This window comes from Natronococcus occultus SP4, assembly GCF_000328685.1.
GTDB classification, from domain to species: Archaea; Halobacteriota; Halobacteria; order Halobacteriales; family Natrialbaceae; genus Natronococcus; species Natronococcus occultus.
The window spans coordinates 446,135-459,905 of record NC_019974.1 but is presented as its reverse complement, the minus strand read 5'-3'; the positions used below and the strand labels follow the sequence as shown (position 1 = coordinate 459,905).

Annotated in this window: 16 protein-coding genes; 5 read left to right on the top strand and 11 right to left on the bottom strand. The window is 68.2% G+C overall.

The features are described 5' to 3' along the window. Window positions 1-36: 36 nt before the first annotated feature. The 4 genes from NATOC_RS22175 to NATOC_RS02255 all read right to left on the bottom strand — a co-directional run bounded on the left by NATOC_RS22175 (window position 37) and on the right by NATOC_RS02255 (window position 2,115). Window positions 37-189, bottom strand: coding sequence for a C2H2-type zinc finger protein (locus NATOC_RS22175; RefSeq protein ID WP_015319795.1), 153 nt, complete (start codon window positions 187-189; stop codon window positions 37-39). A 130-nt stretch (window positions 190-319) separates the two neighbouring features. Next, window positions 320-577, bottom strand: a complete 258-nt coding sequence (locus NATOC_RS02265) for a hypothetical protein (RefSeq protein ID WP_015319794.1) — start codon at window positions 575-577, stop codon at window positions 320-322. Window positions 578-626: 49 nt separating this feature from the next. After that, on the bottom strand, window positions 627-839 hold the full coding sequence (locus NATOC_RS02260; RefSeq protein ID WP_015319793.1) for a DUF7511 domain-containing protein: 213 nt from the start codon (window positions 837-839) through the stop codon (window positions 627-629). 10 nt (window positions 840-849) lie between these two features. Next, a complete protein-coding gene (locus NATOC_RS02255) occupies window positions 850-2,115 on the bottom strand; it encodes a CobW family GTP-binding protein (RefSeq protein WP_015319792.1) in 1,266 nt (421 codons plus the stop codon). Between the two features lie 175 nt (window positions 2,116-2,290). Here NATOC_RS02255 and NATOC_RS02250 point away from each other — a divergent pair, with 175 nt between their 5' ends. Next, window positions 2,291-3,979: a nucleoside recognition domain-containing protein gene (locus NATOC_RS02250; RefSeq protein WP_015319791.1), complete on the top strand. Its 1,689-nt coding sequence runs from the start codon at window positions 2,291-2,293 to the stop codon at window positions 3,977-3,979. Here NATOC_RS02250 and NATOC_RS02245 read toward each other — a convergent pair. After that, window positions 3,963-4,433, bottom strand: coding sequence for a hypothetical protein (locus tag NATOC_RS02245; protein WP_015319790.1), 471 nt, complete (start codon window positions 4,431-4,433; stop codon window positions 3,963-3,965). The genes NATOC_RS02250 and NATOC_RS02245 overlap by 17 nt on opposite strands. Window positions 4,434-4,568: 135 nt before the next feature. Between NATOC_RS02245 and NATOC_RS02240 the strand changes: the two genes are divergently transcribed. Both NATOC_RS02240 and NATOC_RS02235 read left to right on the top strand, forming a co-directional pair. Then, the gene (locus tag NATOC_RS02240; RefSeq protein ID WP_015319789.1) at window positions 4,569-5,771 is read left to right on the top strand and encodes an FAD/NAD(P)-binding protein; all 1,203 of its coding nucleotides are present in this window, start codon (window positions 4,569-4,571) and stop codon (window positions 5,769-5,771) included. A gap of 88 nt (window positions 5,772-5,859) precedes the next feature. Further along, a complete protein-coding gene (locus NATOC_RS02235) occupies window positions 5,860-6,174 on the top strand; it encodes a hypothetical protein (RefSeq protein WP_015319788.1) in 315 nt (104 codons plus the stop codon). 25 nt (window positions 6,175-6,199) lie between these two features. Here the strand turns inward: NATOC_RS02235 and NATOC_RS02230 are convergent, their stop codons facing one another. Then, window positions 6,200-7,219, bottom strand: coding sequence for a phosphoribosylaminoimidazolesuccinocarboxamide synthase (locus NATOC_RS02230; RefSeq protein WP_015319787.1), 1,020 nt, complete (start codon window positions 7,217-7,219; stop codon window positions 6,200-6,202). Window positions 7,220-7,412: 193 nt separating this feature from the next. On the opposite strand from NATOC_RS02230, the gene cofH reads away from it, so the two are divergent. Together cofH and NATOC_RS02220 are read left to right on the top strand one after the other, a co-directional pair. Next, the gene (gene cofH / locus NATOC_RS02225) at window positions 7,413-8,786 is read left to right on the top strand and encodes a 7,8-didemethyl-8-hydroxy-5-deazariboflavin synthase subunit CofH (protein WP_015319786.1); all 1,374 of its coding nucleotides are present in this window, start codon (window positions 7,413-7,415) and stop codon (window positions 8,784-8,786) included. Between the two features lie 85 nt (window positions 8,787-8,871). After that, window positions 8,872-9,144: a hypothetical protein gene (locus NATOC_RS02220; RefSeq protein WP_015319785.1), complete on the top strand. Its 273-nt coding sequence runs from the start codon at window positions 8,872-8,874 to the stop codon at window positions 9,142-9,144. A 1-nt stretch (window position 9,145) separates the two neighbouring features. Here NATOC_RS02220 and NATOC_RS02215 read toward each other — a convergent pair whose 3' ends face one another. From NATOC_RS02215 to NATOC_RS02195, 5 genes are all read right to left on the bottom strand, one after another. Beyond that, window positions 9,146-9,385, bottom strand: a complete 240-nt coding sequence (locus NATOC_RS02215; protein ID WP_015319784.1) for a hypothetical protein — start codon at window positions 9,383-9,385, stop codon at window positions 9,146-9,148. Between the two features lie 33 nt (window positions 9,386-9,418). Continuing rightward, complete coding sequence (locus tag NATOC_RS02210; protein WP_015319783.1) at window positions 9,419-10,486, bottom strand: hypothetical protein; 1,068 nt, start codon at window positions 10,484-10,486, stop codon at window positions 9,419-9,421. Window positions 10,487-10,609: 123 nt separating this feature from the next. Beyond that, window positions 10,610-11,773: a 7,8-didemethyl-8-hydroxy-5-deazariboflavin synthase subunit CofG gene (gene cofG / locus NATOC_RS02205; protein ID WP_015319782.1), complete on the bottom strand. Its 1,164-nt coding sequence runs from the start codon at window positions 11,771-11,773 to the stop codon at window positions 10,610-10,612. Window positions 11,774-11,854: 81 nt separating this feature from the next. Then, window positions 11,855-12,499 carry a 2-phospho-L-lactate guanylyltransferase gene (gene cofC, locus NATOC_RS02200; RefSeq protein ID WP_015319781.1) on the bottom strand — a complete coding sequence of 215 codons (645 nt, stop codon included), beginning with the start codon at window positions 12,497-12,499 and terminating at the stop codon, window positions 11,855-11,857. 42 nt (window positions 12,500-12,541) lie between these two features. Beyond that, window positions 12,542-13,717, bottom strand: a complete 1,176-nt coding sequence (locus tag NATOC_RS02195; RefSeq protein WP_015319780.1) for a tubulin/FtsZ family protein — start codon at window positions 13,715-13,717, stop codon at window positions 12,542-12,544. Window positions 13,718-13,771 lie beyond the last annotated feature (54 nt).

Genomic DNA, 13,771 nt, shown 5'->3' with positions numbered 1-13,771 from the left:
GGCCTCGACCGTTAAAAACGAAGCTGTCGTTCGTCGTCAGTGGCTCGCGTGAACGTGCTCGCGGAGGCCGTCCGCGTCGTCGAACTCGTCGTCGCAGACGGCACAGGTGTTGTGGTGGAGCGCGACGTGTTGCGTGACGCCTGCCGCGGACTGGAACGACTCGTCGCAGGTGGAGCAGCTGTATGCCATAGCGTTGTTAACTGAACGTTCGATACTTAAAAAGAGTTGCTAGTAAATAGGTAATCGAGCCGGCTGTAATTTAACAACGCCGGCCGATTCGCTGCTAACCGAATCGGGACTCCCGGCGGCGTCGGCGGAACTAGGACAGCTCGGCCGCACGACGCCGCAGCGACGGGTCGACCGTCGTATCGTCGGCAAGCTCCTCGAGGTGGTTGGCCGCGTTGCACTCGCCGAGTCCCTCGAGGGCTCGGCGACGGAACTCCCCGCGGAGCCCGCCCATCTCGACGAGGAGCGCGAGATTGCGCTGCTCGTCCTCCGCGACGAGGCGGTCGATGGCTTCGCGTCGGGTCGCGTGCGAGACGTTGGATCTGACTGCGGTCTGGAAGTGGGTTGACATCGTCGTGTGGTGTGTCGGTATACTACGTCGTTGGGGCGTGAGCGAGTCCTTACCTGGCGTCCTCGCGGGAGACGAACGCGTCGCCTTTCGCGCGGATCCAGGTGTCCTCGATCGATTCACCGTCGAGCGCACAGTAGATCGTGCAGCTGTCGGGCCGGTGGTCGCGACGCGCGACGTACGCCTCGTAACACGGCGAGACGTCGCCGTCGGCCTCGGCCCGCGCGTCGGCGAACGGATCGGCGTCGGTATCGTGCTCGGTCACTGGTTCGTTCTCAGTCCGCGATCCCGATCTCTTCCTGGTTCGAGTCGTCCTCGGGCTCCGCCGTCGGCTCGTCTTCGGGGAGCTCGAACGTCGGGAACCGGTCCTCGTAGGTCGACCAGTCCTCGTCGAGCTCCGAATCAGTGAGCAGGCAGTCCTCGAGGGCGGCCCGCAGCGGCTCGTGGTCCATCTCGGTGCCGATCACGACCAGACGGACGCTGCGGTCGCCCCACCGGTCGTGCCAGTTGTCCTCGATCTCGGGGTTTTCCTCGAGGCGTTCGCTGCGCTCGGGTTCGGGCAGCGCGTCGGTCCACGGCCCGCCGGGACCGACACGGATCGATCGGCCAGCGACGTTGATCGTCAGCGCCTCGTCCCCACGGCCGGCGAGCCAGAAGTGGCCCTTCGCGCGGACGACCTCGTCGGGAAACGAGTCGAGCAGCTCCGCGAAGCGTTCGGGATGGAACGGGCGGCGGGCGCCGAAGACGAACGAGGTGACGCCGTGTTCCTCCTCGGCTGACTCGTGGGGTTCATGCAGCTCCCGGATCCAGCCCGCCGACTGGCTCGCGTCCTCGAAGTCGAACCGCCCCGTGTCGACGAGGACGTCGGGGTCGACGCGGCCGTGCTCGGTGCGAACGATCTCCGCGCGGGGCTGGAGCGCCTCGAGGGTCGACTCGATCCGCTCAAGGGTCGCCTTGTCGACGAGGTCACACTTGTTGAGCAGGAGGACGTCGCAGAACTCCACCTGCTCGACGAGCAGGTCGCCGAGGTGTTTCTCGGTGCCGTCGTCGTCGAGGATCTCGTCGGAGCGCATCGCCGCGTCGAACTGGTGGGCGTCGACGACGGTGACGGTCGTATCGAGGTGGCAGTCCTCCAGGGGCTCCATCCCGGTCTCCGCGTAGAACTCGGTGGGCTCGAGGTCGCTCTGGTCGAACCCGATCGTCAGTGTCTGGGCGACCGGGAGCGGTTCGGCGACGCCGGTCGACTCGACGACGACGGCGTCGAACGCCCGTTCGCGGGTGAGCTCGTCGATCGCCTCGAGGAGGTCCCCGCGGAGTTCACAGCAGATACAGCCGTCCGAGAGCTCGATCAGCTCCTCGTCCTCGTCGGCGATGTCGGAGGATTCGGCGACGTGTTCGGCGTCGACGTTGACCTCTCCCATGTCGTTGACCAGCACGGCGATTTGGTCGTCGGTTTCCCGCAGGAGGCGGTTCAGAACGGTCGTCTTGCCGGCGCCAAGCGTTCCGGACAGTACCGTAACCGGTGTCGAGTTGTCGCGCATTCGATTGTGAATACGGTCTCGGAGATAATAGTAGTTATTATATTAATCAGTACTATTATTAATTGTGGCTGCCGAGTGACGCGCCAGTGAGACACCGATTCCGGCGCGCCGCTGTCACGGCGGCTCGAGGACTCGACGAGGAGTATCGAGGCGGGACCGATCGGAGGACGGACACATGAGCTCGGACCGCGAGCGTCTCGTCCTGATCGGGAAGGAAAGCGTTGGTAAATCCGCGCTCACGGCCGGTCTCACCGGCTCGCGCCCGGCCGACGAGAAGCTGGGTGGGTCGACCGTTTCGAGCGAGGTCTATCGGACCGACGGGTTCGAGCTGGTCGACACGCCCGGGATCACCCTCGAGGCCGACACCGAGACGACCCGCGAGGCGCTGGCGGAACTGGAGGCGACCGACCGGGTCGTCCTCGTCGTTCCGGCGACCGACCTCGATCGGGATCTCGCGGACCTGCTGCCGCTCGTCGAGGGGCGTCCCGGCGCGGTGGTCGTCACCCACTGGGACAGGATCGACGATAGCTCGGCGGCCAGAGAGCGGGTCGCTTCCCTCGAGTCGGATCTCGGCGTTCCGGTCGTCCCCGTCGACGCCCGTCGGCTGACGCGGGTCGCGGCCGACGGTGGGGTCGCTCCCGATACCGGCTCGCCGACGGGGGCCGACGCGGGGGCGGTCCTGGAAGCGCTTCGCTACGCGGGCTCGTTTCCCGCCGAGATGACGACCCGCGCGGGCTGGGAGATCGAGCCGGCCGAGACGATCCTCGAGCGCCCGTACCTGGGTCCGATCGCGAGCACGCTCGTCCTCCTCCTTCCCGCCGTCGTCGCCGTCTGGTTCGCAAACACCGTCGCTGGCGAACTCGACCCGGTCGTCGGCGCGACCCTCGAGCCCGCCGTCGCGTGGGCCGAGACGGCGGCGCTGCCGGAGCCGATAACGGCCGTTCTCGTAAGCGACTACGGCCTGCTCGCGATGGGGCCGTTCCTGTTCGTCTGGGCGCTGCCGACGATGCTGATCTTCGCCCTGTTCATGGGTGCGTACAAGGCCAGCGGGCTCGTCACGCGGGTGACGACCGCGCTCCACCCCGTCATGCGCCGCGTTGGGTTGACGGGGCGGGATCTCGTCCGGGTCGTGATGGGGTTTGGCTGTAACGTCCCCGCCGTGACCAGCACCCGGAGCTGCTCGGACTGCACCCGCTGTACCACCATCTCGGCGATCTCCTTCGGCGCGGCCTGCTCCTACCAGTTCCCGGCCACGCTCGCGGTGCTTGCCGCCGTCGGAATGAGCTGGCTCGTCGTTCCCTACCTCGTGGTGCTCGTCGTGACGACGCTGTTGTACGTTCGTCTCGTCGCGCCGCGGGAGGCCCGGACGGCGTCGCTCGCGGTCGATCGGCGCACATTCCTCGAGTGGCCCCGCCCGCGCGCGATCTGGCGGGAGGCGCGATCCTCGCTCGCGAGCTTCCTCACCACGGCGCTGCCCGTCTTCGCGGCGATCTGTGTCGTCGCCGCGTTGCTCGACCACGCCGGCGTCCTCGAGCGACTCGGCGGCGCCCTGGCGCCGGCGATGAGCGCGTTCGGGCTGCCGGCCGAGGCCGCCCTGCCGATCGTCCTCGCCTCGATTCGCAAAGACGGGATCGCGCTGTTGACCGCCGACACGAGCGGGATCGCCGCGCTCTCGCCGATCCAGGTACTCGTGGCGGTCTACCTCGCGGGCGTACTCCTGCCCTGTCTCGTCACCGCGATTACGGTCGCCCGCGAGGTCTCGACCCGGTTCGTGACGAAGATGCTCGCCCGTCAGGCCACGGCGGCGATCGGGTTCGCGCTCGCGCTCGCGTGGATCGGCCGGCTAACTACACGTCTTCTCTGACGGAGCCGCCGATCACGAGCGCGGCGCCGATGATGACGAGGTTCTTGATGATGTACTGTCCCTCGACCGTCAGCGCGTACGGGAACGACACGTACACCGCCTCGGGAAGGATGACAAGCGGCAGAAAAGTACCGGGTAGCTGGAGAAAGAGCAGGAAGATCCCGAGCCGGATCAGCGGTCGATAGAGCAGACAGACCCCGATAAGCACCTCCCAGACGCCGAGGACGGGGATGAACAGATCGGGAGGGACGAGATAGACGGTCGCCGCGACGAGTTCGCCGGCCGGCGAGACGCCGACCACCTTGAGCGCGCCGAACCAGATGAACACGACGGCGATCGCAGCCCGTAACACGGGTATCCCCCACCGATCCATATACGCGGCGACGGTCGCGTCGAGGCTGTCGAAGCGCTGTTGGTACGTCCCGAGTCGGTCGCCGAAAGTTCCGTCCGGCATAGTACCGATACGCGTCGCACGGACGAAAACCCTCATGCCGGCACGGGGTCGGTTGAGATATTATCCTCTCTCGACTACCCACCCAATGGTTGTTAAGTCGAATGTCTAAAGTAATAATAGCGCGTACCGGGATCCGTGTACGAGTGTGTCATCGTCGGCGGCGGGATCCACGGCACCAACCTCGCACAGCGGCTGCTCGAGGACGTCGCTCTCGAGCGCGAGGACGTCCGGATCGTCGACCCCAACGAGCGGCTGCTGGCCTCGTTCCGGCGGAAGGCCCGGGCCTGCGAGATGGACGCGATGCGCTCGACGTTCGTCCACCACGTCGGCACCGAACCGTTCGGCCTCGAGAACTTCGCCGAGGCCCGCGGCCGCGAGGAGGAACTTCTGCCGACGCCGGGGTACCCCCGTCGGCCGTCGCTGTCGCTGTTTCTGGACTACGCCGACCGCGTTATCGAGCGCAAAGAGCTCCGATCGCTGCACCGACGGGCGACCGTCGACACGATCGCCGAGGACGGCGACGGGCTCGTCCTCGAGACCGACGCGGGCCCGATCCGGACCCGAAGCTGCGTGCTGGCGATCGGTCACGGGGGACGGTACCGGACTCCCGACTGGGCGACGGGAGTCGATCGGCTCACCCACGTCTGGGACGGGTTCGACCCCGATCGCCGAACCGAGGGAACGATCGTCGTCGGCGGCGGGGTCACCGCAGCCCAGCTGGCGACCTGTCTCGCCGATCGCGAGCCCGTAACGTTGCTCTCGCGACGCGAACTCGAGGACGCGGCCATCGAGGCCGACCCGCAGTGGATCAACTGGTCGCACATCGAGCGCGAGCTCCACCGCCATCCGCCGGGCTCCCGGCGTCGCCTCGAGGTCGTCCGCGAGGCGCGCAATGACGCCACCGTCCCCCCGACCCTGCTCGACCGCCTCGAGGACGCCGTCGACGCGGGCGAGCTACGGACCCGAGTCGGCGACGTCGCGTCAGCCCGCGCGGTCGACGGCGAGGTCCGGCTCCTGCTCGCCGACGGGGGCTGCTGTTCGGCCAACCGGATCGTCCTCGCGACCGGGTTCGACCCGGTGTTCGACCACCCGTTCGTCGACCGCGTCGCCACAACGCTCGACCTCGAGCGCGGTCATCGAGGGATGCCCGTCCTCGACGACGGGACGCTGGCGTGGCGCCGCGAGGACGGGAGTCGCTCACCGGTGTTCGTCACCGGCGCGCTGGCGGCGGGCACCGTCGGCCCGTTCGCGGGCAACGTCGCCGGCGCCCGCCGGGCCGCGGACCGGCTGGCGGAACCGATCGCCGAGCGCGGACGGACCGCCCCGGCGGCGGACTGATCGTCGGACGTCCTCGGACGTCGAAAGCGCGACCCGTGGCCCGAGAGCACGGCGGAACGGTTATGTCATCTCAGCGATAGTATTTCGTATGAGTCGAACCGACCCGTTCCGGTTCGCGGGCGGCGAGCGATCGCTTCGAGACGTCGATCGGGACCGCGTCGTTGGGATCGGCCTGGCGGTTATCGGCGCGTGTCAGGTGGCCCTCGCGTTCGGCGTGGGCGCCCCGATCGGCACCGTCCTCGCGGTGGGCGGCGGATACCTCGTCTGGATCGGAACCAATCTGACCCGAGGACGCGACTCGACCGCCAGTGGCTGGCGCTCGAACGTGGTCGTGCCGGTGCTGGTCGCAGTCGCCGCGCTCTGGGCCGTTGGCCGGACAGCGAGTCTCCTGGCGTTCGGGTGAGAGACGAGACGGAAAAAGCAGCCGACTACAGCCCCTGCACGGAGCCGATCGCGCTCGACAGCGGCGGTGCGTCGAAGACGTCCATCCCGGTGTAGGTGTTGGTGCCGGCACAGTACATGTTCCGGGCGGTCTTTAGAACCCGGTCGTCGAGGGGGTTCGGCTCGATGTCACAGAGTGCCTTCCAGTCGGCGACGTCCTCCTGTTTCGCCTCGGCCTTTGCGGCCTCGACGGCCTGGACCCACTCTGGCTGGGTCCGCTTGTGGTACTGGCGAAGCACCTCCTTCGAAAGCTGGGTCTCCCCGTAGCTGAAGCGGTTCTCGTCGAACGTGCCGACGACGTCGGCGACGCCGACGTCACCCTCGTAGTAGAGACACTCGATCTTCCCGTCCTGGTGGACCAGCTCGGTCTCGGCGGCCTGCTCGGTGATGACCTCGTTGACCTCGAGGGCGAGCTCCTCGAGCGTCTCGAGATCGGCCTTCCCGGCGATCGCGTCGGCCTCCTGGCGGTCGAGCTGGCGGTCAGTTTCCTCGTACTTCGTCGTGAACTCGACGATCGGCTCCGGGAGGTCGACGGGCTCGTCTGGCCACTGCTCGAACTCGAGCCCGTGGTCGGCGGGCTCGGTGCGACGGCGCAGACTCGAGCCGATCGGAACGCGGTTCCGGAAGACGATCTCGAGGGGAACCAGATAGTTCTCGCCCGCGTCCTCGTGGTAGCTGTCGTAGTCGTACTCCCGGCCCTCGTTGGGCAGGTCCGGCACCTGGGTCAGATCGATCGCCATCTGCCAGGGCGGGCGGGACGCTTCCGAGAGCGAGCACACCTCGCCGTTCTCGACGACGCCGCGGTAGTGGGTCGGGATCCCCGCGTCCTCGAGCAGCTCGAAGTTGAACGCGCCCATCGTACAGAGGCTGGCGCCCTTGTCGGGGATCTGGTCGGGCATCTTCCCCCAGTCGAACACCGAGTAGTCGTCGGTAAAGACGAACGAGCCCTTTCCGAGGCTGTCGGCGGTTGCCTCCTCCTGGACGTGAAACTCCTTGACGCTCGTCATCCGAGACACCTCTGGGCAGCCGGGCGGCCGCAGTTCATATATCAGTTGCGGAGGCCGGACGGTAAGAAGGTTTCAGTATCCGGCCGGTTCCCGGACGGTCGGCACCCGCCGTCGGGACCCCCGGCGGTTCGCTCGGCGCGTTCGCTCCCGGCGATCACCATCCTTTTCTCGCTGTACGGGCATCGATACGCCGATGGAGCGACCGGTGACCGAAGACGACCTCACGTTCGATCACGTTCCCGAGACCGACCAGTCCTTCGAGAACGCGCTCGCGAAGGCCCGCGACGGCGACCGACTCGCGGTCGAGGACGCGATCGAACTGCTGACGACTGGGACGGGGAGTGAGGGGATCGATCGCCGGCGCAAGGAGCAGGTGCTGGAGGCCGCCGACCGCCGTCGGGCCGAGGACGTCGGCGAGGAGGTCACCTTCGTCGCGAACCTGAACAACAACGTCACCACCGCCTGCAACGTCGGCTGTCTGTTCTGTAATTTCAAAGACGCGGCTCACACGTTCGAGAACGACGCCGACGTCGAGACCCAGGGCTTTACCAAGACGCCCGCGGAGTCCCGCGAGATCGTCGCCGACGCCGTCGAACGGGGGATCTACGAGGTTACCTCGGTGTCGGGGCTCCACCCCGCGTTCGCGCTCGACGACGAACACCTCGAGATCCTCCGGGACCACCCCGACCCGAAGGCGGTCAACTTCAAACCGCCCGAGCGGTACGCGACCGATCCCGGCACCTACGCTGAACAGCTCGAAGCGATGAGCGTCGACGGGGTTCACGTCCACTCGATGACTCCCGAGGAGGCCTACCACGCCCGGCGGGGTACCGACTGGTCCTACGAGGAGGTCTACCGACGGCTCAAGGAGGCAGGACTGGACACGGTCCCCGGCACGGCCGCCGAGATCCTCGTCGACGAGGTCCGTGAGGTCATCTGTCCGGGCAAGATCGGCACGGAGGGGTGGCTCGAGGCGATGGAGGCCGCCGCGGACGTCGGGCTCGGGCTCACCGCGACGATCATGTACGGCCACGTCGAGAACGAGGCCCACCGCGCGATGCACCTGCAGCGGGTACGGGAGCTCCAGGAACGGGTCGACGGCGCGATCACGGAGTTCGTTCCCCTCTCCTTTGTCCACCAGAACACGCCGCTTTTCGAGCACGACGTCGTCTCCAGCGGCCCCAGCGACGACGAGGACGAACTCCTGATCGCCGTCTCGCGACTGTTCCTCGACAACGTCGATCACATCCAGTCCTCGTGGGTCAAGTACGGCGACCAGCAGGGGCTGAAGATGCTCTCCTGTGGCGCCGACGACTTCATGGGGACGATCCTTTCGGAGGAGATCACCAAGCGCGCGGGCGGCGAGTACGGCGAGTTCCGTTCGTTCGCGGACTACGTCGACCTGATCTCCTCGGTCGGCCGAACTCCGGTCGAGCGCTCGACCGACTACGAACGTCGCCGCGTGATCGACCCCGAGGACGCGCCGTTCGGCCCCGAACTGGGGCCGAAGGCCGACGGGACGCCGCTGCTCGCCGAGGCGGAACGGACGGCTCCGGCCGACGACTGAGTCGGTCGGCGGCGTCACCCGAGGACGAGACTCCGGTCGGCGAGTGCCGCGTAGCTTTTTCCGCCCGCCGATCGTTCGGACGGCCGTGAACCACCTCGTTCCGACCAACGACGGTGCCTGGCGGCTCCCGAACCACGCCCACCTCGTCGTCTACGAGCGTGAGAGGAGCGATCGCGGGCTGCTCACGATCTACGACTGTGGCGCGACCCAGGGGCCACCGAAAGCACAGCTCCTGGGGACGCTCGCGGACGTCGCGGCCGACGCCGTAATCGAGCCGACCCCGACCGGGCAGGTCGTGAGTCTCCGCGAGGCGGCGACCCTCGAACGGATCGCCGAGGACCGGTACCGGATCGTCTGAGCTACTTCGCGCCCCGAGCGAGCCGCGACTCCTCGTCCTCGCGCTCCTCGAGTTCGACCGTGGCGTCCGCCGGTGAACGGGCGACCGCGAGCGCGAGGACGGCGATGGCCAGCAGGCCGATCGCGCCGCCGATAACCGAGACGACCGACAGCCCGCTCAGGAAGAGGCTTCCGACGAGGATCGCAGCGCCGACGACGAGTCCGGCCAGTGGGCCGCCGAACGCGATGGTTTCGCTGTGCATACGAGTGGTACGTGCCGAGTCAACATATACCTCTCAGTCCGCCCGCTCGTCGAGGTCCGTCTCGTGGTCGACCTCGAACGGGCCCTCGTCGGGACCCTTCTGTGGGAGCATCGGCCCGATCGAGGTGGTTCGGTATGCGATCGCCGCGGCCCGGAGAACGTACGCCGACAGCAGGGCGACTGGTGAGAAGACGATCGCGATTAGCCCGCTCGCGACGAACGGCGCGTACGTGTGGCTGATCGTCGGGCCGCCGATCCCGCCGTACAGCAGTCCCAGGAGCAGCGCCGCCACTACCGCCGGGATCCCGAACAGGATCGTCAGCTGCGAGAGCCGAGTCAGCTCTCGCTGGAGGTAGGTCGTCTTGAAGTGTTCGCGAGCGGTGGCGAACAGTTCGATCGCGTCGACCAGCTCGTCGAGCGCTTCGCGGGCGTCCGCGGACAGCTCGTCGTCGTGTCGGTCGCGCAGGAATCCCGCGGCGTAGGTCTGCCAGGCGTCGTCGTAGGCTATCGCCGCGGTGAGGACGGTCGGCGACTCGAACCGCGCTCGATCGAGCGTCTCGCTGGCCCGATCGGTGTCCGCCCGGACGCTCGCGACGAACGCCTCGACTCGCTCTCGGGCCGCTCCGTCGGGAGCGTCGGCGACCGTCTCCCCGAGGCGGTTCGCCCGCGCCTCGATCTCGTCGACGAGCAGCGCGAACTGTCCGCTCGGCGCCGCCGGCGCCGCCGCAACGCCCGTGCTGGCCTCGACGTCCTCGCGGAACTCCATGACGCCCGTGACCCTGTCTCGGAACTCGCCGGTCGATTGAAACTGCCGCGAGAGGATCAGCTGGTTGACGGTGACGACGAGCGTGGTAACGGAGATCGTTCCCGCGATCATCCCGTCGACGAGTCGCGTGAGCGAGTCGTCACTGACGAACGAGACGACGCCGAGGACGCGTCCCGTCAGCAGGAGCAGAAACGCGACGAGGGTGAGCGCAACGGCGATGAAGAGCCGATCCCCTCTGAGGAGTATCCAGTCGAGGATCGCGTACAGGGGCCGCTCCCGCTTGTCGACGGTCGTACCGTACGACTCCAGCGTTTCGTCGGCGTCGGCGCCCCCCATGAGTCCGCGTTCGGGACGAACGGGGAAAACGGATCGCGTTGCAACGGCCACGGGAACGCCGTGGGGTGGTTCCCGTCGCTGGCGGTCCCGGAATCGAGAAGGCGTCGCCGGACTCCCGCGTCGTCACTCGGGTGCGGCGCCCCGGAGTACGCGTCGGTACCGTTCGCCGGATGCGTCCTCGGCCTCGAGGGCGTCCCGTATCCGCGGCGAGATCCATTCGCGGTCGGCCGTTCCGGCGTCGGCTCCGTCCGCCGGAACGCCGTCGAACGCCGCCGTGCGCAGGTCGTCGGGCAGGAACCGCTCGTACACCGGCAGCCGCTCGCGAAGCGGGACGTCCGCGGCGTCGGCGATCTCCTTGAGCTCCCGCAGCGCGGGCCACTTGTAATCGGGGTTGATGTGGTCGTCGGTGATCGGCGAGACCCCGCCCAGGTCATCGACGCCGCAGTCGATCAGCTCGCGGGCCGGGGCGAGATTGGGTGGGACCTGCACCGAGATCACATCGGGCAGGGCGACGCGGGCCATCGCCGTCACTCGGCGCATCGTCTCGAGGTCCGGGCTCCCGTCGGACCAGCGCTCGTTCTCGACGACCGGTTGCACGATCACCTCCTGGACGTGGTCGTAGCGCTCGTGGAGCTCGCGGATCGCGAGCAGGCTCCGCGCCCGATCGCGCCAGTCCTCGCCGACGCCGACCAGGATCCCCGTAGTAAAGGCGATATCGAGCTCTCCGGCGTTCGCGATCGTCCGCAGCCGCTGGCCCGGTTCCTTCTGCCTGGGACCCGCGTGGGCGTCGACCTCGGCGGTCGTCTCGAGCATCACGCCCATGCTGGCGTTGACATCCGCCACCGTCTCCATCTGCTCGCGGGTCTGATCGCCGGGGTTGGCGTGGGGAAGCAGCCCCTCCTCGAGGGCAACCTCGCAGGCCGCCCGCAGGTAGTCGTGGATCGAGTCGTACCCCCACTCGTCGAGCCGGGCGTGGATCTCGGTGTAGCGGTCGTCGGGATCATCGCCGAACGTAAACAGCGCCTCCGTGCAGCCGGCGTCGGCGCCCCGCCGGCAGATCTCACGGACCTCCTCGAGGGTAAGCAGCGAGGCTTCCCCCGGCGGGTCGAAGTACGTACAGTAGGTGCAGGTATACCGGCAGGCCGTCGTCAGCGGGACGAAGACGTTCCGCGCGAAGCGCAGTTCCGGCGGCGCGGCGACGTCCTCGGGGGTAACCGCGAGCAGTCGCTCGACGGCCGTCTCGTCGATCTCGAGGGCGACGCCGTACTCGTTCGCGCCGGGGATCATCACCCGGAACTGTCCGGCCCGAGTACATAAGGACTTCACGTTGCCTCGGCCTCACGGTGGCGCGTACCGCAGCGTCCGAACTCAGCCCGAGGACGCGTTCCCGACCCGGGCGACGCCGACCCGTCCGTCGTCGGCGTCGAGCTCGAACCCCAGCTCCCGGAGGGTGGCGGGCGCGCGGTCGGTGCCGTGGACCAGCACCTCGACGAGGTCGGCCGGCTCGTCGATGTCTGTGGCCAGCCGGAAGGAGTCGACGACCGCGAGCTCGGCCCCGATCTCGGCGGCGATCTCGCGGTGATCGAGGAAGGAACCGCCGTGGTAGTCGACGCGAAACTCGGAGTGGCGCACGACGAGGGCGTTGGTCCCTGCGCCGCGACCGGGGGCGATCGCGACGTCTCCCGCGGTGTCGAACAGCTCCGCGAGGACGTCGGGTGTCGCCAGCGCGAGATCGGCCATCACGACGGCGACGGGCTCGTCGCCCGGGGCGGTCGGCAGCCGGGCGTCGACGGCCGGAGTGAGCGGGCGGTCGTCGACGACGACGGTCGCCCGCGGGAGCTCGAACTCCAGCGGTGCCGTCGAGAGAACCGTCGGCTCGCCGCCCGCGGCGTCGGTCGCGGCCACGACGTCGCACAACATCGCCCGTGCGAACGCCGTCCGCTCGGCGGGCGAGAGGACGCCCTCGAGGCGCGTTTTCGGCTCGTCGGCAGCGAACGGAACGAGGACGCGCATTCGGCTACCGTTGCCGGCACGCGCCCAAAAACGCGTCGGAGCTCAAAACAGCGGCTCGAGCTCGTCTTCCTCGTCCTCGACGAGGTCCTCGAGGTTCTGCTCGCGTTCGGCCTCGATGTCGTCGATCCGGTCCTGGGCCTCGATCGCGACCTCCTGGAGGCGCTTGATCCGCGGGACGTTCGTCACGCCCGAGAGGAGCACGGCCGCGGCGACCTCACTCTCCCGGCGCGGGTAGTCCCCACCCCGGACCTCCATGCTCCCGGTCTCGTCTTCGAGCCAGGTTCGGCCCCGCTCGATCCCCTTGCGGTTGAGGTAGGCCGAGGGACCGGCCAGTACCAGTAGCGCCCGCTCGGTGCCCTCGACCTCGCAGGGGAGGGTGAGCCGCCCGAGGGTCGCCTTGCGGACGAGGCTCGTGATGCGGTTGGTCGTCTCGGCGGTGTCGAGCTCGTCGCCGGGGTCGCCCCCGGTGAACCGCGAGAGGAGGCCGCCGCCGGCGTCGACATCGACGTCCTCGCTGGCAAAGCCGATCGTGGAGACGCCCCCGCCGGCGAGGGTGTTGATGATCTCCGAGGAGTCGACGACGCTTTCCGCGACCTCCTGGCCCTTGCGGACCTCGCCGGCGCCGAAGAGGATGCCGAAGCGACGGACGATCTCGCCGTTGATCTGTTCGTAGCTCCCCTCGACGGACTCGCCGGTCTGGCGCCAGGAGTCGTTGTCGAAAACCAGCAGGTTGTCCGTCTCGCGGACGAACGTCTGGAACGAGCGGGCAGCGTTGAGCGTGTAGATCCCGCCCTCGTCGGCGCCGGGCAACACGCCGAGCCCGTAGACCGGGATCGTGTAGATCCGCTTGAGGTGGTCGGCTAGCACCGGCGCGCCGCCGGAGCCGGTTCCTCCGCCCATCCCGGCGACGATCAGGAAGGCGTCGACCTCGTGGGTCGGGATCGAGTCGATCGCGTGTTGGATCTCGTCGACGTTGTTCTCGGCGATCTCCGCGCCGAGCTCGTTGTCGGCGCCCACGCCGTGGCCGTTGACCTCGGCCTGTCCGATGAGGACGCGGTTCTCCTCGGGGATCCGCTCGAGGCCCATCAGGTCGGTCTTCGCGGAGTTGACCGCGACCGCGGCCCGGACGATCCCGCTGCCGGTCCGATCGTCGTACTCCAGGAAGCGATCGACGATCTTGCCGCCAGCCTGCCCGAATCCGATCATCGCCAGTTTCATTTGATATCAGGGAGCTCCGTTCGCTCCCAACGAGTGCGATCGCGGGCATAAGTT